This window comes from Desulfobacter latus, assembly GCF_013389365.1.
GTDB classification, from domain to species: domain Bacteria; phylum Desulfobacterota; class Desulfobacteria; order Desulfobacterales; family Desulfobacteraceae; genus Desulfobacter; species Desulfobacter latus.
Genome location: NZ_JACADJ010000038.1, coordinates 17,749 through 37,245, shown reverse-complemented (window position 1 = coordinate 37,245; position 19,497 = coordinate 17,749). Strand labels below are relative to the sequence as shown.

At 45.5% G+C, this 19,497-nt stretch carries 15 protein-coding genes and 1 tRNA gene; 8 read left to right on the top strand and 8 right to left on the bottom strand.

The window, feature by feature from the left end; translation table 11 throughout:
* Window positions 1-589 precede the first annotated feature (589 nt).
* A complete protein-coding gene (gene nhaD, locus HXW94_RS11375; protein ID WP_178367020.1) occupies window positions 590-2,455 on the top strand; it encodes a sodium:proton antiporter NhaD in 1,866 nt (621 codons plus the stop codon).
* Between the two features lie 91 nt (window positions 2,456-2,546).
* On the opposite strand, the gene HXW94_RS11370 is transcribed toward nhaD, so the two are convergent.
* The gene (locus HXW94_RS11370; RefSeq protein WP_178367019.1) at window positions 2,547-2,900 is read right to left on the bottom strand and encodes a hypothetical protein; all 354 of its coding nucleotides are present in this window, start codon (window positions 2,898-2,900) and stop codon (window positions 2,547-2,549) included.
* A 499-nt stretch (window positions 2,901-3,399) separates the two neighbouring features.
* Here HXW94_RS11370 and HXW94_RS11365 point away from each other — a divergent pair, with 499 nt between their 5' ends.
* Window positions 3,400-4,320 (top strand): formate dehydrogenase accessory protein FdhE, encoded by a 921-nt coding sequence (locus HXW94_RS11365; protein ID WP_178367018.1) that lies wholly within the window; start codon window positions 3,400-3,402, stop codon window positions 4,318-4,320.
* Here the strand turns inward: HXW94_RS11365 and HXW94_RS11360 are convergent.
* From HXW94_RS11360 to HXW94_RS11350, 3 genes are all read right to left on the bottom strand, one after another.
* Window positions 4,257-4,859 (bottom strand): radical SAM protein, encoded by a 603-nt coding sequence (locus HXW94_RS11360; RefSeq protein ID WP_246293895.1) that lies wholly within the window; start codon window positions 4,857-4,859, stop codon window positions 4,257-4,259. The genes HXW94_RS11365 and HXW94_RS11360 overlap by 64 nt on opposite strands.
* Before the next feature lie 311 nt (window positions 4,860-5,170).
* A complete protein-coding gene (locus HXW94_RS11355; protein ID WP_178366996.1) occupies window positions 5,171-5,332 on the bottom strand; it encodes a hypothetical protein in 162 nt (53 codons plus the stop codon).
* Between the two features lie 2 nt (window positions 5,333-5,334).
* Entirely contained in the window at window positions 5,335-7,824 is a 2,490-nt protein-coding gene (locus tag HXW94_RS11350) for a glycosyltransferase (RefSeq protein ID WP_178367017.1), read from the bottom strand.
* Between the two features lie 232 nt (window positions 7,825-8,056).
* Between HXW94_RS11350 and HXW94_RS11345 the strand changes: the two genes are divergently transcribed.
* From HXW94_RS11345 to HXW94_RS11335, 3 genes are all read left to right on the top strand, one after another.
* On the top strand, window positions 8,057-10,117 hold the full coding sequence (locus HXW94_RS11345; protein ID WP_178367016.1) for a hybrid sensor histidine kinase/response regulator: 2,061 nt from the start codon (window positions 8,057-8,059) through the stop codon (window positions 10,115-10,117).
* 101 nt (window positions 10,118-10,218) lie between these two features.
* On the top strand, window positions 10,219-11,079 hold the full coding sequence (locus HXW94_RS11340) for a GAF domain-containing protein (protein ID WP_178367015.1): 861 nt from the start codon (window positions 10,219-10,221) through the stop codon (window positions 11,077-11,079).
* A gap of 46 nt (window positions 11,080-11,125) precedes the next feature.
* Window positions 11,126-14,602, top strand: a complete 3,477-nt coding sequence (locus HXW94_RS11335) for a hybrid sensor histidine kinase/response regulator (protein ID WP_178367014.1) — start codon at window positions 11,126-11,128, stop codon at window positions 14,600-14,602.
* Here the strand turns inward: HXW94_RS11335 and HXW94_RS20350 are convergent.
* Together HXW94_RS20350 and HXW94_RS11325 are read right to left on the bottom strand one after the other, a co-directional pair.
* Window positions 14,593-14,790 carry a hypothetical protein gene (locus HXW94_RS20350; RefSeq protein ID WP_178367013.1) on the bottom strand — a complete coding sequence of 66 codons (198 nt, stop codon included), beginning with the start codon at window positions 14,788-14,790 and terminating at the stop codon, window positions 14,593-14,595. The two genes, HXW94_RS11335 and HXW94_RS20350, sit on opposite strands and share 10 nt — an antisense overlap.
* Window positions 14,791-15,070: 280 nt before the next feature.
* Window positions 15,071-15,145: transfer RNA gene (locus tag HXW94_RS11325), tRNA-Gly, on the bottom strand.
* Window positions 15,146-15,249: 104 nt separating this feature from the next.
* Here HXW94_RS11325 and HXW94_RS11320 point away from each other — a divergent pair.
* The 3 genes from HXW94_RS11320 to HXW94_RS11315 are packed head-to-tail and all read left to right on the top strand — an operon-like array spanning window position 15,250 to window position 17,512.
* A complete protein-coding gene (locus tag HXW94_RS11320) occupies window positions 15,250-16,242 on the top strand; it encodes an NAD-dependent epimerase/dehydratase family protein (RefSeq protein ID WP_178367012.1) in 993 nt (330 codons plus the stop codon).
* The gene (locus HXW94_RS19525; RefSeq protein WP_246293893.1) at window positions 16,224-16,577 is read left to right on the top strand and encodes a YhjD/YihY/BrkB family envelope integrity protein; all 354 of its coding nucleotides are present in this window, start codon (window positions 16,224-16,226) and stop codon (window positions 16,575-16,577) included. The genes HXW94_RS11320 and HXW94_RS19525 overlap by 19 nt, the downstream gene beginning before the upstream one ends.
* An 8-nt stretch (window positions 16,578-16,585) precedes the next feature.
* Window positions 16,586-17,512, top strand: coding sequence for a YihY/virulence factor BrkB family protein (locus HXW94_RS11315; protein ID WP_246293882.1), 927 nt, complete (start codon window positions 16,586-16,588; stop codon window positions 17,510-17,512).
* A gap of 14 nt (window positions 17,513-17,526) precedes the next feature.
* On the opposite strand, the gene HXW94_RS11310 is transcribed toward HXW94_RS11315, so the two are convergent.
* A complete protein-coding gene (locus HXW94_RS11310) occupies window positions 17,527-17,922 on the bottom strand; it encodes an FxsA family protein (RefSeq protein WP_178367011.1) in 396 nt (131 codons plus the stop codon).
* A gap of 35 nt (window positions 17,923-17,957) precedes the next feature.
* Entirely contained in the window at window positions 17,958-19,490 is a 1,533-nt protein-coding gene (locus tag HXW94_RS11305; protein ID WP_178367010.1) for an ATP-binding protein, read from the bottom strand.
* Window positions 19,491-19,497 lie beyond the last annotated feature (7 nt).

Here is a 19,497-nt window from a genome sequence, read left to right as displayed (position 1 = left end):
ATATTACCAGGGTGCCTATATATTCCTTTAGAACGAAAGCCCGAAGGCTCTCAAGGCTAATCAACAGGACTTGCAACCGAAGTCACAAGCCCACCGATCACCAAAGGTGTCGGTGGGTAGTTGACCCGCTCACTTTTTTAACACAACCTGTTTCTATAAAATTATGGATTATTTAATTTTCATATGCATAAACTATTATATGCATAAACTATTAAATTTATGGGAGTCAAGTCGTTTATTTGAATTTTTACTTCCGGAACAGTTTTTCGGGAAAATGGCGAAATCATTGGGTGCATGGCAATTTATAGGCAGGGGCCATTTCCGGAGATCCCGTGGTCCGTAAAGAAGCGTTTTTCATCATTGGGCACATCGGTTGCCGCTTTATATTTAATAACCATCGCAACGTTGGGCCAATCCTGTCCCACTCTATACTAAAAAACCAATTGACTTAAAGGGTACGATCGGATAAAAAATTTTGCTTGGTTTAGGAAAACTGTTTTATAAACAGTTGGGCTGATTGAATTGTTCAGATACAATTAACAAAAAAGGGCAGTGTTAAGGGATGACACTGGATCTTTCGGAGAAAAAAATGAAGTTTTTTATGACCTTATTGATGCTGCTGGTGATGCCGGCAGCAGTTCTGGCTTCCGGCGGAGGGCAAGAAGCCGCCGGGGCGGTTATTGATTTTACACAGTCAATATACGGCTATTTGGGCATTGCAATGTTTGTCCTGGCCTATTGTCTGGTTCCATTTGAAGAAGTAATACATCTTAGAAAAAGCAAACCGGTCATACTGGCTGCGGGTGTGATCTGGGTGCTGGTCGCACTGGCCTATGCCAAGGTTGGCGATACCCATACCGCCCATGAAGCCATCAAACACGGCCTTTTGGAATATGCGGAGCTGTTTTTGTTCCTGCTGGTGGCCATGACCTATATCAACTCCCTTGAAGAAAGAGGGGTATTCCAGTGTCTCAGGGCATTTCTGGTCAGCCGGGGATTTACCCTGGTAAAGATCTACTGGATCACGGGTGTACTGGCGTTCTTCCTCTCTCCGATCGCAGACAACCTGACCACCGCACTGCTGATGGGTGCCGTAGCCATGGCTGTGGGCGGAGATAATAAAAAGTTTGTGGTACTGGCATGTATTAATATTGTGGTTGCCGCCAACGCCGGTGGTGCTTTTTCTCCCTTTGGAGATATCACTACCCTGATGGTCTGGCAGAAGGGTAAAGTCAATTTCATTGAATTTTTCGATCTGTTTATCCCGTCTGCCATTAACTGGTTGGTGCCGGCCTTTATCATGATGTTTGCCATAGGAAAAGCAGAAGCCAAACTGAGCAGCGAAAAAGCGACCATGAAATATGGTGCAGTGGCCATGATGATTTTCTTTTTGCTGACCATTATGACCGCGGTTTCTTTTCACAACTTTCTGGGCCTGCCGCCGGCTGCAGGCATGATGCTGGGGCTCGGGTATCTTGGATTTTTATCCTACCACGTCAAACGTCGTGAGGGCAGCATCAACAAATACGATCCCATCCTGGGTTCACAAAGATATATGCCCTTTAAGCCCATATGGGCGACCGAGAAAAGCAAGAAAGACATCTCAAGCATTATGGATTCCATCCCTTATCCAGCCATGGCCATTGGCACCGATGGAAAGGTCACGCACTGGAATAAGCCTTTGGAGGGGTTGACCGGCGTATCCGCGGAAGAGCGCATCGGCACTGACCAGCACTGGTCACCGTTCTGGCCTGAAAAACGAAAAATTCTGGTTGATATGGTACTGGAAAACGCCTCTCAAAAAGAATTTGAAGAAAACTATGGCGACAAACAGCGCCCCAGTGAGGTTTTTGAATCCGGCCATCGGGCAGCCCGCTTCTTCCCAACCATTGGTAAAAACGGTACCAATCTGGTGATGACGGCCGCACCGGTAAGAGATCAAAACGGTAAGGTGATCGGTGCCATTGAAACGATCCGGGATACTGAATCCATTTCTTCTGAACAAGTCCAGTTTGACCTGATGCATAGAATTGCACGGGCCGAGTGGGATACCCTATTGTTTTTCTACGGCGTAATTATGTGTGTTGGCGGGCTGTCTCAGTTCGGATACCTGAGTCTGGTCTCACACCAGATGTATGTCCAACTTGGCGCTACCTGGGCCAACGTTCTGGTCGGTGTCCTGTCAGCCATCGTTGATAATATACCCGTCATGTTCGCGGTGCTGACCATGAATCCGGAGATGTCACACGGCCAATGGCTCCTGGTCACCCTGACGGCCGGTGTGGGCGGGTCGCTCCTCTCCATCGGATCTGCTGCCGGTGTTGCCTTGATGGGAACGGCACGAGGGGTTTATACCTTTGGTGCCCACCTGAAATGGGCACCTGTAATTGCACTGGGATACATCCTGGCGATTCTTTCCCATCTGTGGATTAACTCTTCCCTGATGCATATGTAATCACACATTAATCATCTTTCCCATATTTAAGTAAAAAAGAGGCGTCATTTACGGATGCCTCTTTTTTATTGGTCACAATCAAGTGCCGAAATTATATGCCGTTAATGATATCCATGGATTTGTTTAGATTCTTTTTTATTTCATCCATATCCCCCTCATTCAAAGAGAGACAGCTATTGATTAATTTCATCAAAGCTTCAATCTTTTCCAGAGATATAACGAAAAAGCATCCTTGTGATTGAAAAACAGATTTTGCGCCCTGATCATTTTCCCATTCTATATTTTTTTCTTTTGCTAATTTGTTAAGATAAGCATTCATTTCTTTTTCCAGCTCTGCTGGAAGCTGTAAGAACGTTGCATTGTTTTTCAGTTTTGGCTGCTCACCTCCAGCACTAATGTTATTGTCGGCATCAATATACAGTTTATTCGGATCGGTTTGAGTCATTATTCCTCCTGACGTTTTTTAAAGGATAGCAAGTTGATCGGGATTGGTTCTAACATCGGCCGCTGTAGGGGAAGGCTACCGTGCCTGCCCTAACGAGGGCAACCACAGGGGGATTGCCCCTACAAAAAATGGCCGACAATAGAATCAAGCCCGGTTGATCTGGGATTTCCGTTATTTTTCGTATTGACTTAGCGAACGGAATAACATCCGAAAAGAAAAATAAAAATAACCAGATCTGCTTAATTGTAAAAGAGAATAAATATCGACTTTCTTAACATTATCTGAAAAGGCTTGCAAATTTTTTATTTTTAAAATTATCATATACGCAATATAATATTTTAAGAGTATAGGAATTTCCATTTCCTAGTACCCAGTACCCAGTACCCAGTACCCAGTACCCAGTACCCAGTACCTAACAGCCCGCCCAAAGGGCGCTAATTTAATGCAAAATTCTCAAAAATCGGGAATAAACAAATGTTTTCAAAGGAGTTCAAAGATTATGAATCAGAATGAACGTATTTGCCATGAAAAAACGCCCCAAGGCATTCAAGCAGCCCTTGACGCCCTGGTGATGCGCAAGCCTGCGCTATCCTCTCTTGTCTATAGCTTTGGTCCGGTACTGGTGGCAAAAGCGGAATTAACGGCACGTCTGTCTGAAAACGAGGTAAAAGAAACGGATCTGCCCGAATTTGACTGGGTTCGGTTTTCTAAAGGGGTGCAGTTGTTTGCCATCACAGGGCTTATGGACTTCCATAAAGAGTTTAAACAGGCAGCTCAAATGATTCTGCCGCCCATAGCAGCGGCATTTCCAGGCATCCGGTCGGACATTGAATCCATTAAAAACAACATTGCGGACAACAACCTTGATGCCGGCGAATGCGTCCAGGCGGTTATGGCGAACAGCACCCGAATCATAAAGGCACTTGCTGCCCGGGCAAACACCACGCCTGACATACTCAGGTTTGCCCTGGCCCAGATTTCCGGACCGTTCAAGGAGATTCAGGCCCGGGCGTTCGCCCCTTTGGTAGAGGAACATAAGTGGCTGCACGGGCACTGCCCGATGTGCGGATCATTTCCGGTTGCTGCCGGGCTCATCGGTGAAGAGGGTGATCGCTGGCTGCAGTGTTCTGTGTGCGCCCATGAATGGCGTTTTAACCGTCACATTTGCCCCCGCTGCGAAAATAATGATCAAACCCTTCTAGAATGTTTTTCTGACCAGGACAGTCCTGTCAATGACGGAGAACAGGTGAACGTCTGCAAGTTATGCAACACCTATCTTTTGACCATAGACCTGCGCCGGCATATTGATCCGGTAAATATGGATGTTGCGGTCATGGGTATGAATGGACTGGATCTTCAGGCCCGGGAAAAGGGATATTCGCCACAGGCTGAAACGCTCTGGCATTTAATGGAGCGGTAGAAGTCGGCAAATCCCTGGGCAAAGGCACGGTAAAAGGGGGAGGCTTCCGGGACTGCCAGATCTTCCCTGCCTGGCGATGCAAGGCTCCGGGTGATTTGGGCAACATTGCGGTTCAACCCAAGATTCACGGAAGGAAAAAGTCCTGCGTCATGGAAAATAGGTAATGCTTTCTCCATCCCCCGGACAATTCCGTTGAATCCGCGCATCTGTTCATGGATGTGCGGGACGGACGAATCCAGACTGATCCAGAAGTTGCGCAACGGGGTGTCTGCGAACTCATCTGCAATGGCCTTTACCGTGTCTTTAAAGCCTGGTTTGTCATGATCGGCAAAAAAGAATCCATTGGTGCCGGTGCGAATATAGGGAATACCGGCTTTTCCGGCGTGCCGGATCAGTTCAGGCAGATCCTTGCGTAACATCATGGGTTCCCCGCCGGTAAAGGAGATGGCCTGGAATTCCTTTTCCCCTGCCGCATCAATGATCGCTTTGAGCTGATCATTGGTGAGCCGGGTTCTGTCAAATTTATTGGTTTTGCGCATACCGATGCATTTTTTGCTATACAAATATATAGCTTACGCCATTTTCTAAATAGCGGGGGTCTCTCCCAAAGCATAACGTTTCAAGTGAAATATTATGCGCTTTAATTTTCCATTACTAACAATCTTATTGGCTTGGTTCTCGCTAATGAAATTGTTTATGTTTGAAAAATTGTTACCCGTAAGGTTTTACATGCCATGGTTTTTAGGCACAACCATTTACCTTTTCAAAGAACTATCTTTTAAAATAACGAAATAGTTGATTTTTGTCAACCAAAAATAGATCAATCCAGCTATTTTGAATATTAGATTTTTTATTTTAATAAAGAATAGTATAAAATTTTAGATACTATATGCCGACCGCACTGGGGGCAGGTGGCGTTGCACCGGTCCGTAATCTGTATAACAAGCTGGCCGGGCATCCGGCCTTTGAGCATGCGTGCGGCGGTTTTTAATCCTGATTGTATATGGGTCATAATCATACCGCCTTGGAAAATTTTTCCATGGAAGCCGGCGTATCCATCTCTTTGTAGAATTCCCAGGACTGTATAAATGCATTTTCAAAGGAGCGGTCTTCCATATATGCCCTGGCCCGCTTGGACATTTGACTGCGCAACCAGGGATTGATCACAAGTTCCTGCATGGCCGATAAAAGCGCCCCACCATCATCGCTTTTAACGATAATACCGGTCTCACGATCCAACATATTTTCGCAGGGGCCGCCCAGGTCCGACACAATTACGGGCAGACCCGACGCCTGGGCTTCCAGGACCACATTGCCAAAGGTATCTGTGGCGGAAGGGAATACAAAAAGATCTGCCGAGGCATACACCCGGCATAAAGGCTCTCCGGAAAGATATCCGGTAAAGGTCACGGGATACTCTTTGAGCATCTCTTTCATTTCATCGGCATAGGGTCCGTCCCCCACCACAGTGAGATGCACCTTGTCACTGGCCGCACAAAGTGTTTTAAAGGCATCCACCAGAAGCGGCAGGTTTTTTTCCTTGGATACCCGGCCCACATAAAGAAACTTTAACGCATCCTCATTAACCCTGTACTCGGAAGTCAGGATATCGCAGCGATTGGATGGATGAAAGACCTCCGTATTGATGCCCCGGGGCATGATGCGAATTTTTTCGGCCTTGATACCCCGTTCAGTGAGTTCTTCAAAGGAGTTTTGGCTGGAAACATAGATCTGGTCCATCTGGTCGTAATACCAGATCATGAATTTCCAGGTCAGATCTTCGATAAAATCATCTCCGGTCAGATACTGGGCATATTGGGGAAACTGGGTATGGTAGGTGGCGGTCAAGGGCAGCTTCAGGATTTTGGCAATGGCCAGGGCCGCCAGGCCGATGGGACCGGGTGTGGCAGAGTGGATATGGGTGAATCCCTGGTGGTAGCAATAGTCCAGCATCTCCAGAAATGGTGGATAATACAGTTTTTGTTCCGTATATTCCGGGATCTCATACACGCCCATGGGGGTGAAATTTTTTACGCCGTGCCCTGTTTTACCTGCCCGGGCGTCACAGGTAATGATGGTCAGGTGTTTGTCGTTTTTCAATGCCGCCTGTACTTGTTGCTGAAGGGTCTGGGCCACCCCGTTGACATCGTAGAACGTATCAGTGAAGTGCCCGAGTTGCACCCTGGATTTAGGGGCCTGCATCCCGTTTTTGTACTTGGCAAAGCGGTTAAGGACTGTCGTATTCATTTCATTGTCCTTGGCAAAGTGGACAAAGGCCACAAAATAGGGTGCCAAAAGAGAGTAGAGCCCGCCCACGGAACCGATGGTCTGGAAGATGTTAAACAAATTTGCCCCGGATGCCTGACCAAGCAGAAAATCACCTGTGTGGGACAACACCTTATTTGAAAGCTGATTGACAAAATCAAACCATAGTTTTTCCCTGTGTGCTTCCTGTTTTTCCAGGGATGCACCACGGTTTACTTTGTTGGCCTGGGTTCTGGCAATATTCATCAGATCAGGATTTTCAGCAAACAGACGTTCGGTCTCTTTTCGAATCAGATCTTTCATGGAACATGATTTGCTATCTTCCCGGCCGTTCTTACGTTTGCTTAAGAAGGTGTAAACGCGTGACATAAGACCGTTATTCACATTGGATACCGGCATCAGGGAGTGGTCAAGAAACTTGAGCAATTGATCCTTGCAGGTGTGGCGCTCTAAGTTGAATCGATTTCTATAAAACTGGTAGGCAATGCCGTACAGGTTGTGGGCCATGGTCTGGGGCGTGGATGGATCGGATACGGCCCGGGATTTCCCGTTGAGGATGCCGGCCATGAAATCGTCAAGATCCGTTGCATTATCAACGGCCGTGCAGGTTCTGGCGATATTTAAGCCGGAGTGGTCATCGGACCCGCCGGTGAAGTTCTTTTCCCAAGGGGTATCGAACAGGGGCTGGTAATCATAGATATTGGACAGTCGTTCAATGTCCATGGGGGTAAGCTGCTTGAGCACCTGGGTCAGAATCTGATTCTGTTTGTCGTTTCTGGCACCATTGAGTTCAAAGTTTTTAAACAGCAAAAGCATCTGTTCAAAATGATTGATGGTCAGCCGGTCATTTACGGCGTAGAGGGGATGGGCAATGATATTGACGATCTTTTCATCATGAAGATAAGCGACCAGATCAAAGATATTTTTCCGAATTTTCCGGATTTCATCATGCTGGGCTTCGGTGATGTTCTGGGCCAGCACATGCACCTTGCACCCATCTTCGGGAAAATAGGAGGTGATCTCCTCGGAGATATAGGTGTCCGGCAGATGGGCAATTTCAAGGGCACCGTCAATGGTGTTGTGATCGGATATGGTCACAAGGGACATCCCCTTTGCTTTGACTGTGTTATATACCAGCATGGGTTCCGTGAAACTTTCAGGGCAGCTGATTTTCTGAAGAACCCACTGGGAAGGCCGCTTGGAAAATTTGGAGTGTACATGAAGATCTATTTTCATCATTTTCTATCCTTATTATAATGAGATGAATATCTTTGTTGATCATGCAATTTATGCAAATTGTGTTACATCCCTGTGAAGACAGGATTAGAAAAATGTGAAAAGTAGCAGAAAAAATGGCCGACAATAGAAATCAAGTCCTCAATTTGTTATAATTATAAAATGTTAGTGTTGACTATTTCAACACCCGTTATGATATAAGTGCTGAAAAATAAAATTTTGTGGAAAGGTGGGAATGGAAAAAATCTTAAAAAAACAAGCACATTTAAATAGGGTGCTGAAAGCCGTTCTGAATACCAATCAATTGATAGTAAAAGAACGTGATCCCGCCGGCCTTATACAAAAGGCCTGCGAGGAACTCATTGGCACCATGGGATATTTTAATGCGTGGATCGGACTTCTGGATGAAGAGGGTCGGCATGTGAAGTTAACCGGGGCCGCTGGATTTGACAGGGGCTTTGACGTCATGCGGGAAAGGTTGAATCAGGGGGTGTTTCCTTCCTGCATGCAGCGTACTCTCCAAACAAACGAATCTGTTGTCATCACGGCACCGATAGTCGAATGCGCGGATTGCCCCCTTTCAAAAGAATATGCCGGTCGCTTTTTATTCACCTGCCGCCTTGAGCATGAGGGCAGGATTTGGGGGATACTGTCTGTATCAGTTCCCGCCGGTTTTGAACATGAAAAGGATGAACACGATTTGGTTTTAGAGGTGTCAAGGGACCTTGCCTTTGCCCTTGCCCTTGCCAAAATAAACACTGAAAAAAGAAATCAAGCCTTATTGGACCACTCTCCGGTTTGCCACAAAATTGTGGATCTGGATTTCAATCTGCAATACATGAACGCCAATGGATTTAAAATGCTTAACCTGGAACCCAATGCCGGCGTGTATGGAAAACCCTATCCGTTTGATTTTTTTCCGGAACCGTTTAAAGAAAAAATGATTAAAAGCTTAACGCATGTAAAACGCACCGGCGAAACAGTTACAATGGAGGCATTAACCCGTGATATTCAAGGAAACGACGTCTGGCTGAACTCCTCACTGATACCTGTATTTTCTGATGATAATACAATGGATTATATCACCGTTGTATCTGACAATACAACCCGGCAAAAACAAGATGAGAAGCAAAGAATTCAGCTTGAGACGCGACTGAGACAGGCCCAGAAAATGGAAGCCATTGGAACGATTGCCGGTGGTATTGCACATGATTTTAACAATATCCTGTTTTCCATTATCGGTATGTCGGAATTGTTGATGGAAGATCTGTCAAAAGACAGCATTGAATATGAGAACGCACTGGAAATATTAACCGCCGGAAAACGGGGCGCGGATCTTGTGAACCAGATACTTGCATTCAGTCGTCAGAGCGAACATCAAATGTCGCCGACCCGGATTCAGACTGTCTTAGAAGAAGTTCTGAAACTCACAAGATCAACCATTCCATCCTATATTGAAATCAACCACGATATTAAAACGGATTGTGCAATGGTAATGGCGGACCCCACGCAAATCCACCAGATTGCCATGAACATTATCACCAACGCCTATCATGCCATGGAAACGGCAGACGGAAAGATCAGCGTGGTTTTAAGGGAAACCGAGTTGGCGTTATCTGATCTACCCAGTAAACATATTGAACCCGGCACATATGCGTTGCTGTCATTTTCTGATACCGGAAGCGGCATTCCACCGGAGTTGAGGGATAAAATTTTTGATCCCTATTTCACCACCAAGGAAAAAGGGAAAGGTACGGGGCTTGGGTTGTCCATCGTTTACAGCATTGTAAAGGCACATAAGGGCGATATTACCGTTTACAGTGAAATCGGTAAGGGAACAACCTTTAACATCTATTTGCCGGTAATACGGCGAACGGGCATCTCTGATTTAAAAAATTCAATAGAGAAGATCCCAACCGGCAATGAACGCATTTTATTGGTTGATGATGAAGAACCGATTGCAAAACTGGAAAAGCAGATGCTCGAACGAATCGGATACAGTGTTACCCGGCAGACCAGTCCTTTAGAGGCGTTGATCTGCTTCAAAGAAAATCCGCATGCCTTTGATTTGATTCTATCTGATATGAATATGCCGCGTATGACAGGCCTCCAGCTGGCCAAAGAGATAAAATCGATCAGAAACGATATTCCGATTATTATCTCGACCGGGTTCAGTGACAGATTAGAAGACCAGGACATTGGGGGGGTGGGTATAGACGCCGTTTTGATGAAACCCGTGATTAAATCGGACATGGCTCAGACAATTCGAAAGGTGCTTGAGGATGTAACTGGTTAGCGGTTTGCACACTTACATTTACATTGAGATCTCGATAATACTGATTAAAGATAAAGGGGAAAAAATATTGTATTGGAACTCGACGAGTGGAAGGGATTGCAATGACGATTGATGTTTCAAGAACAGATTTACTCAAAGAAATCCAAGCACTGAAAAAAAAATCCTTCATCAGAGATGATATGGTTGCCCGATTATGTGAAGCGATTCAGGAATTATCCGTTCGGGAAAAAGAACTCAGTGCAATAATGAGCGGAGCAAAGGCCGTTCTTGGACAAAAAGGCTTTAAAGAATCTGCAAGAGCTATTTTTGATTATTGTAAGGATTTGATCGGCGCAACATCCGGATATGTTGCCCTGCTAAATGAAACCGGCGAAGAAAATGAGGTTGTTTTCCTTGAATCCGGCGGTCTTCCGTGTATGGTTGATCCTGAGTTGCCCATGCCCATCCGTGGATTACGGTCTGAGGCGTATTATTTGAATCAAGCGGTTTATCATAATGATTTTATGAACAGTGAATGGATTGACTTCATGCCCAAAGGGCATATGACCCTGAAAAATGTCATGTTCGCACCTTTGGTTATAGACGGCAAAAGTGTCGGATTAATCGGTCTGGCAAACAAGGCAACGGATTTTAATGACAATGATGCTGAAATGGCAACCGGTTTCGGTGAATTGGCAGCCATCGCATTGCAGAACAGCAGGAATCTGGATCAAAGAGTTGAAGCCGAAAGGCAACGCGAGAAGGTGATCGAAAATTTAAACGAAGCACTTTCTCAGGTTAAAAAACTCAGTGGATTGTTGCCCATATGTGCTCATTGTAAAAAAATCCGTGATGATAAAGGGTATTGGACCCAGATCGAATCTTACATCCATGAACATTCTGAGGCCAGGTTCAGTCATGGCATATGTAAAGCGTGTGCAGAAAAATATTATCCGGATATTGATATTTATGAGGATGAATAGTTGCAAATAAGTATGCCATGGCCGAATTTTTTAAAGGGGTTTTTATATGCAGGACAGATTTGATAAATTTGAATGGATGCTTGATAAATCAAGCCCGCTTCCGGCAAATGAAAGTGATGATTATAGCCCACCATACGGTGACGTCACGGCATTAAACCGTTGTCGATTGATCATGGATTCGGTGGGAATGGAAACCCTGAGAGAGATTGGCAGAAATGCAATTAATCTTCTTGAAACATCTGTGGCGATTTATGAGGCCAATGGGGACTATGCCTTTGGGATGTTTTCATCCGGATGGTGTAGACTGATGGATGCCGCGTCCCGTGAACTTTGTAATACGGATGATAACCGAACGGCTTTGTCTTGCGGTAAATGGTTGTGTCATGAAAATTGTTGGCATGACTCTGCAAAACGGGCCATTGAGACTGGAAAAAGTACTGACATCGCATGTGTCGGGGGCATCCATTTATATGCCGAGCCCATATATGCCGGTCAACGGGTCGTTGGCGCAATCAATATCGGGTATGGTGATCCGCCCAAATCTCTTGATAAATTGAACGCGTTGGCTGACAGATTCAATGTTGACCCTGAGACGCTAAAAGAGATCGGTGACAGCTATAAATCACGCCCTGAATTTCTCGTTGAAGCAACCAAAAAGCTTCTGGCATCCTTTGCAAAATTGATCGGTGAGATTGTCGAAAAAGCGGAGATCCAGCGAAAACAACAAAAAAATCAGTTGCGGGAGCTATATCTGAATAATGTGCTGAAAGCGATCCGTAACGTTGATCAGCTTATTATAAAGGAGAACGACCCGTCTCGCCTCATCCAGAAAGCCTGCGAAGAACTCACCGATACCATGGGCTATTACAACGCCTGGATCGTCCTGCTGGATGAACACAGCCGTAACATGACGTTAACCGGATCGGCGGGTTTTAACGGCGGTTTTAACGCATTCCAGGACATTCTGAATCAGGGATTTTTGCCTTCTTGCGTGCAGCGCGCACTTGAAAAAAAAGAACTGATTGTGATTAATGATCCTAAAAACACGTGTACGAATTGCCCACTTTCACGTCATTACCATGGCCGCTCAGCCCTCACGCATCAACTCGGTAATTTCGGCATCCTGTCTGTTTCGGTGCCCGCTCATTTTGCCCATGACCGAGAAGAGCAGGCGTTGTTTGTGGAGGTCGCCAATGATCTGGCCTTTGCGCTTTCTAAAATCGAAGCCGAAAAACAGATTCATATCAAAAAACATATTATTCAGACAATCCCTCATCCCATCTCCCTTGTTTCCGACAACTACCGTTACCTTGCGGTAAACGAGGCGTATTCCCGATTTCATAACGAAACGCCGAATAAGATTACCGGCCGTCGCATAACGGATTTCATAGATCCAGACGTTTTTGAACAGGAAATCAAGCCCCATCTTGACCGCTGCCTGAAAGGTGAAACCGTCCAGTATGAGACCCTTGTGGATTTTTATGGAACCGGTAACCGTTGGATGAGAATGGAATACACACCATTTCGGAATAAAGAGAATCACATCGTCGGCGTGGTCTCCCACGGCCTGGATATCACTGAGCGCAGGCAGGCGGAGGAAGCGCTGCAAAAGAGCGAAGAACGCTTTTCGCTTGCCATGGAGGCATCAAACGATGGAATCTGGGACTGGGATTTAACAACGGGACATATTTATTGCAGCCCGGGCGTAACATCCATGCTGGGATATGATACTACTGATGTTATAGAAAACGTCGAACAATGGCAGGACCTGATACACCCGGCGGACCGGCAAAAAGCGTATCAGGTAAACCTGGACTGTGTAAATAATCTTACGGATTCCTTTGTCGTTGAATACCGTATGAAGACCAAGGATGGCGGCTTAAAATGGATTCTGGGGCGGGGGCGGGCCGTATATCGGGACGTATCCGGAAAGGCCCTGCGTATGGCAGGTACCCACCAGGACATCACTGAGCGCAAACATTATGAGAAAAAGCTGAAAGAAAAAGAGAAGAGATACAGAAGCCTTTTCAGTTCAAGCCATGAGGGTATTTGCCTGCACGAATTGATTTATGAACAGTCAACGCCTGTTGACTATCGGATTTTAGATGTCAATCCCAAATATGAAGAGCTGACCGGAATCCGTCGGGATCAGGCGATAGGCGCTTTAGGGTCTCAGCTTTATCAATCCGACCCGGTGCCTTATTTAGAGATTTATGCAGAAGTGGTTGCCACGCAATCCGCTACATCATTTGAAACTTATTTTCATCCCCTGGAAAAACATTTTTTCATATCGGTTTTTTCACCTTCTAAAAACAAATTTGCCACGGTATTCCAAGATAAAACCAACCAGAAAAAAATGGAAGAACAGCTGCGTCATGCACATAAGATGGAGGCCATCGGCACCTTGGCAGGGGGGATCGCGCATGAATTCAACAATATGCTGGGTATCATTATCGGTAACACCGAGCTTGCATTAGATGATATTCCGGAGAGTAATCCGGCAACAGACTACATCCAGGAAGTAAAGGTCGCATCATTACGCGCAAAAGATGTTGTCCAAAAGCTTTTAAGTGTTGCCCGGAAAACGCCGGAATCAAGAAAACCCATACGGATTGGTACGGTCATCAAAGACGCGTTGAATCTTATGCGGCGGACGATCCCTGCTACGATTGATATCCGCACAGACATTACCTGTTCAGATGAGATGATTTTGGGTGATCTTACCGAGATCACCCAAGTCGTGATAAATCTTTGTACCAATTCGGTTCATGCCATGGCCGAAGAAAGCGGTATTCTGCAAGTGGGTTTAGATACCCTGCAAGTAAACCGGGCATCAGCTTTTTACGATGAGGATCTGAAACCTGGAGATTATGTCAGGCTTACGGTGACGGATACGGGGAAGGGTATTGAAGCGGCTTATATGGATCGTATTTACGATCCATATTTCACAACAAAGGATGTAGATCAGGGATTGGGAATGGGACTTGCCGTTGTCCACGGAATTGTAAAAAAACATGATGGTGCCATTAAGATCCAAAGTGTTGTTGGGCGGGGAACAACTGTTGACGTTTTGTTTCCGTTAATTGAGGCGCAAACGGAAACCGGAACGGAACAGATCAAAACACTGCAAAAGGGAAAAGAGCGGATATTGGTGGTGGATGATGAACCATCAATCGTCAGATTGATCACGCAGATGCTAACGCGTTCCGGTTATGAGGTAGTCGGAGAAACAAGCAGCGCGAGTGCCTTGAACGTCTTTAAAGACACCCCTGAACAGTTTGATCTGGTGATCAGTGACATGAGCATGCCTGAAATATCAGGCGATCAGCTGGCACAAGCAATAAAACAGATCCGTCCGGGGATTCCGATTATTATCTGTACGGGTCACAGCAACCGTATGGACGAAAACAGGGCAAACCAATTGGGCATAGACGCCTTTATTACAAAACCATTTTCAAGAAAAAACATTACGGAAGTCATACCGAAGGTGTTGCATAAAATCAATTCTGAGGGTCAAAGTTGATTCGTTAGGGCAGGCACGCTGGCCTGCCCTACAGCCTCTTTTTCAGGGTTTACTCCGAACCATTGGCGGGGATTATATCGCAAATCAAAATAGATAAATTTGTTTGCTATCGCAGGATGTTTTGCAACTGACACAATAATCGTGGCACAATTATATTCGGCTTGAGTGAATGATGAAACATAAACCAAGGGTTTTTAACTGTTCCCATGGCCTTTTTTTTCTGTCTGTGGTATGTGAAATTCGTTTATATTAAGCGGTTGTGAGAGAGATGTAAGAGATGAGTATATAATTTTGCTAAGAAAGATGGGGCTTGGTCATAACATCGCCCACATCGTAGGTTGGGTTGAACGAAGTGAAACCCAACAACTTGTCGGCGTTGGGTTTCGTTCCTCAACCCAACCTACCGGAAATTCGTATGGCCGAAAATATGACCAGGGCCGAAAGATGTTTTAAATGGATTTAAAAGGATGGAGCGGGAAACGGGATTTGAACCCGCGACTTCGACCTTGGCAAGGTCGCACTCTACCACTGAGTTATTCCCGCTCAGCTGAAAGGCGAATTACTTTTATAAAAAAAGTTGTGTCTTGTCAAGCAAAGATTTAGCAACTATTCATAAAAATTTTGGATATACAGGAGATCAAGACAAAATGACTCTGGGAAATATTCTGGTCACCGGCGGCGGCGGCTTTCTGGGCAAGGCGTTGGTCAGAAAATTAGTGGATCGAGGGGAGAATGTCTTTTCATTTTCCCGGTCCCGGTATTCGGAACTGGATAAACTCGGTGTTTCCCAGATCCAGGGGGACCTTGCCGATGCCCATGCTGTGACCGATGCCTTAAACGGCATGGACACCGTGTTTCATACTGCGGCAAAACCCGGTATTTGGGGGGCTTATGATGAATATTTCCGTATTAATGTGACCGGAACCGTGCATGTGATTGACGCCTGCATGAAAAATAAAGTTAGCCGGCTGATTCATACCAGTTCGCCTTCGGTGGTGTTTGATGACAAGGATATGCACGGGGCAAATGAGTCGGTTCCTTATCCGGATAAATATCCGGCACCCTATCCTGAAACCAAAGCCCTGGCGGAAAAAGAGGTGATTAAAGCGGCGGGGCAGGGGCTTTCCGTGATCATCTTGCGGCCCCATTTGATCTGGGGACCGGAAGATAACCATCTGGTGCCGGGCATTATCAGCAGGGCCTCCCGACTGAAAATTATTGGTCCGGATACGGATCTTGTGGACACCATTTATGTGGATAATGCCGCTGACGCCCATATCCTGGCCGCTGAAAAGCTGTCCCAAAATCCTGATCTGTCCGGAAACATATATTTTATCAGCCAGGATGCACCCATGTCCAAATGGACCCTGGCCAATGCTTTTCTGGCAGCCGCGGGCCTGCCGCCCATCAAAGGGCATGTGTCCGGGAGAACTGCTTATGCAGCCGGGTGGTTCTTTGAATTCATTTACCGAACCTTTGGCATTAAAAAGGATCCCCCCATGACCCGCTTTGCAGCCAAGGAACTTGCCACCTCCCACTGGTTTGATATCAGCCGGGCAAAAAAGGATCTGGGTTATGTGCCGAAAATTTCCACCCAGGAAGGCTTAAAACGCCTGAAGTCATGGTTGAACCGGAAATAAAGCAGATAATATCCGTTTCACTTGCCCAATTTCGGGTCAAGTCCATCCGGGTGCTTTACAGGGCTGCCAAGGGGTATCAACGGGACAGTTGCGCCTTGCGGGCATCGGCTTTAAGCTTGTACACCCTTTTCAGCATCGTGCCTGTCATGGCCATGGCCTTTGGTATTGCCAAGGGTTTCGGGTTCCGGCAGTTCCTTGAGGCCGAGGTGCTGGCGTTGTTTGAAGGCCACGAGGAGATTGTCCAAAGTATTCTGGTTTTCACCAACAATTTGCTGGAAAAAACCCAGGGCGGGCTCATGGCCGTGCTTGGTGTGCTGCTTCTTTTGTACTCCTGATTAAACTGATGTTCCATATTGAAGGCACATTCAATCGTATCTGGTGGGTCAGGGACGGCAGGCCGTTGATCCGTAAAATTACTGATTATCTGACCATTGCCCTGGCAGCATGGCTTTTGGGCCTTTTGTCCGGATCCGTGAACTTGTTCATGATTCCCCGTCTGGAATCTTTCTGGGCCTATCTTGGCGTTCCCATTGATATTAAAGGGATTATTTCTTTTTTTATCAGTATTGTGCCATATATCGTTACCTGGTCGCTATTTATGTTTTTTTATGTGATCATGCCCCATAAAAAGGTAAATTTCAGGGCTGCCGCCACAGGGGCTGTGTTTGCCGGCACCTTGTTTCAGGTTATCCAGACCGCATTTTTAAAGTTTCAGGTTTTTGTCACAGGCTACAATGCCATTTATGGCAGTTTTGCCGCATTGCCCCTGTTTTTAATCTGGTTGCAGGTGTCCTGGGGGGTATTGCTCTACGGGGCGGAGATTGCCTTTGAGTGGGAAAACACCGAAAACGCAAGTACCCCGGACCTGAATCTGAATACAATGAGCATACGGGCAAAAAAACTTGCCATGCTGGAAATTGTTAAACGATGTGTTCAGCGGTTTGTCGAAAAAAAATCCCCTGCCACAGATAATTTTATTGCCAGGGAACTGAATCTGCCCTTAATCATTGTGCATCATCTTCTTGGGATTCTGATGGATGCAGGCGTTTTGTATTCAGTTAATCTTGAAGGCAATACAAGCGGTTACACCCCGGCCATGGATATTGAGTGTATGAGTATCATGGATGTGCTTTGTGCCGTAGAACACCAGGGAAATTCAAATGCGTATACGGGCGGTACTTTGTTGACCCAGGCCTTAGAGGAGAGCCTTGATGGGTTTGACAAGGCCGCCCGGGCATGTAATGGAGAGCGGTTGATTAAAGATCTTTGATAAAGATTACAAATTCAATGAAACCGGGTGATGTTAATGCTGCCGTTGTCCGTCATATCGTCAAATTTTTTCCGTAAAAAGCGTTTAAACGTGTTTCGTGTAGGGGGCCATAATAGTAAAAGGCCTGCCGTGTCCGTTAAAAGCCCGGGGGTAATGAGTACTAATCCGGCAATGAGGATGATAAAGGCATCCACAAGTTCTTCGGTCGGCATAAGCCCCTGGTTTAAATTCCGGCGAACCTTCATCATGGTATTCAATCCCTCCATCCGGGCAAGGTAGGCACCGAGAAATCCGGTGATAATGACCAGTATCACGGTATTTAACCCGCCGATAATACCGCCGAGATGGATAAGAATATATAATTCAACCACCGGGATCAGGGTAAAACATAAAAACAGTCTGAACAGCATATAATACTCCTAAATATAAAAAAAATATCTTAAATTTACATTTTCTCCCATTCAAAGCGGGTAATATTCCTGTTTTTTTTGCTGAATTCTATACCGATAAGGTAAATTTCCTTACCGGTATATTTTTCGTAGTATCTTTTTTCTTTAATCTGGGCCAGGGCCCGGTCCGATTTTGTCAGTTCATTCACTTTGAATTCTATGATGTAAATGCGGTCATTAAAATGTACGGTCATGTCGATGCGACCGTGATTGGTTGCGTCCTCTGTGCTGACTTGAAGACCTTGGGCCGTAAAATAGCTATAAACAATTGAGCAGTAATATCCTTCATATCCTGCCATATCGTTTTTTCGGTACCAGTCATATGGAATTGAGGCGAAGAACGTGTGGAAAATTTGCTTTAACCTGTCGAGATTATTGGTATTCAGAGCGTCAGAAAGTGCCAGCTTTGTGTCATCCTGTTCAGCATCAGCCTGGGTTAATTCCGCCAGTAATGCATCATTGAATGCATATCTTACCTCATGGTTGGGAAATCCCAGGGTATAATAGACACCGCCTGAATCATGATTGAGCGCTTTGATGGTCAGGTATCCTGTTTGAAAAAGAAGCGGTTGTGGCTTGATATTGTTTACATCAAAACTGCCTAGGAAACGATGGCTGATTTTCATGCCTTCAAAGGTTCCGGAACAAAGTTTTGCCTCACGGATCAGACGAATCAGAAAAGTTGGGGTGCCGGTTTCGAACCAGTAGGGATGGAACTGCCCTTCATCCAGATAAAGCAATACATCAAATGGATTGTAAACCGGTTCGGCCAGGAAATTGTAACCATTGTACCATTTTTTTATTTTTTCGGAATCCAGGCCTTTCATATATTCATGAAAAGTTGATTCCAGTTCATTTTGAGTATAACCGCATATGGCACCGTAGCGTTTGTCCAGGGTGATGTCTTTGAGGTTATTCAGGCCTGAAAAAAGAGAAACTTTTGAAAATTTTGATACGCCGGTAAGCATGACAAACCGTAAATGGTTTCTCTGGGCTTTAAGTACTGAGTAAAAATTACGCAGGCTTTCTCTGATTTCCAGGGCTGTTTCAGGCGTGGTGATGTTGTCTAATATGGGTTTATCGTATTCATCCACCAGCACCACGACCCTGTGTTTGTTCTTATGGTGTAGTTTTTGTATTAATTCTTCAAAACAGTCATCGACATGGGAACAGTTCAAGGTCAGGCCCGCCTGGGCTGCGTGCATTGCAAGAATACGATGGAGTCTTTGTTCCAGTCGGTCTGGTGATTTCATAACGCTTTCGGCCAGGTCGATGTGGATGACAGGGTGTTTTTTGTCCCAATTCCAGTTGTTTTCAAGGAAAAGGCCGTTAAAGAGTGCTTTATTGCCTTGAAACGCATGGTATATGGTATCGATCAGAAGACTTTTTCCGAATCGTCTGGGCCGGGAAAGAAAATAGTATTTTCCCTGTTTTACTAATTGGTGGATTAGTTTCGTTTTATCAACATAGCAGTGGTTGTCTGTTATGATTTCTTTAAAACTATCTATTCCAATGGGTAATTTTTTCATGAATTAT

Bases quoted from the DNA above. Each gene is read 5' to 3' on its own strand.
- nhaD (WP_178367020.1), top strand. From the start codon at position 590: ATGAAGTTTTTTATGACCTTATTGATGCTGCTGGTGATGCCGGCAGCA.
- HXW94_RS11370 (WP_178367019.1), bottom strand. From the start codon at position 2,900: ATGACTCAAACCGATCCGAATAAACTGTATATTGATGCCGACAATAAC.
- HXW94_RS11365 (WP_178367018.1), top strand. From the start codon at position 3,400: ATGAATCAGAATGAACGTATTTGCCATGAAAAAACGCCCCAAGGCATT.
- HXW94_RS11360 (WP_246293895.1), bottom strand. From the start codon at position 4,859: ATGCGCAAAACCAATAAATTTGACAGAACCCGGCTCACCAATGATCAG.
- HXW94_RS11355 (WP_178366996.1), bottom strand. From the start codon at position 5,332: ATGACCCATATACAATCAGGATTAAAAACCGCCGCACGCATGCTCAAA.
- HXW94_RS11350 (WP_178367017.1), bottom strand. From the start codon at position 7,824: ATGATGAAAATAGATCTTCATGTACACTCCAAATTTTCCAAGCGGCCT.
- HXW94_RS11345 (WP_178367016.1), top strand. From the start codon at position 8,057: ATGGAAAAAATCTTAAAAAAACAAGCACATTTAAATAGGGTGCTGAAA.
- HXW94_RS11340 (WP_178367015.1), top strand. From the start codon at position 10,219: ATGACGATTGATGTTTCAAGAACAGATTTACTCAAAGAAATCCAAGCA.
- HXW94_RS11335 (WP_178367014.1), top strand. From the start codon at position 11,126: ATGCAGGACAGATTTGATAAATTTGAATGGATGCTTGATAAATCAAGC.
- HXW94_RS11320 (WP_178367012.1), top strand. From the start codon at position 15,250: ATGACTCTGGGAAATATTCTGGTCACCGGCGGCGGCGGCTTTCTGGGC.
- HXW94_RS19525 (WP_246293893.1), top strand. From the start codon at position 16,224: ATGGTTGAACCGGAAATAAAGCAGATAATATCCGTTTCACTTGCCCAA.
- HXW94_RS11315 (WP_246293882.1), top strand. From the start codon at position 16,586: ATGTTCCATATTGAAGGCACATTCAATCGTATCTGGTGGGTCAGGGAC.
- HXW94_RS11310 (WP_178367011.1), bottom strand. From the start codon at position 17,922: ATGCTGTTCAGACTGTTTTTATGTTTTACCCTGATCCCGGTGGTTGAA.
- HXW94_RS11305 (WP_178367010.1), bottom strand. From the start codon at position 19,490: ATGAAAAAATTACCCATTGGAATAGATAGTTTTAAAGAAATCATAACA.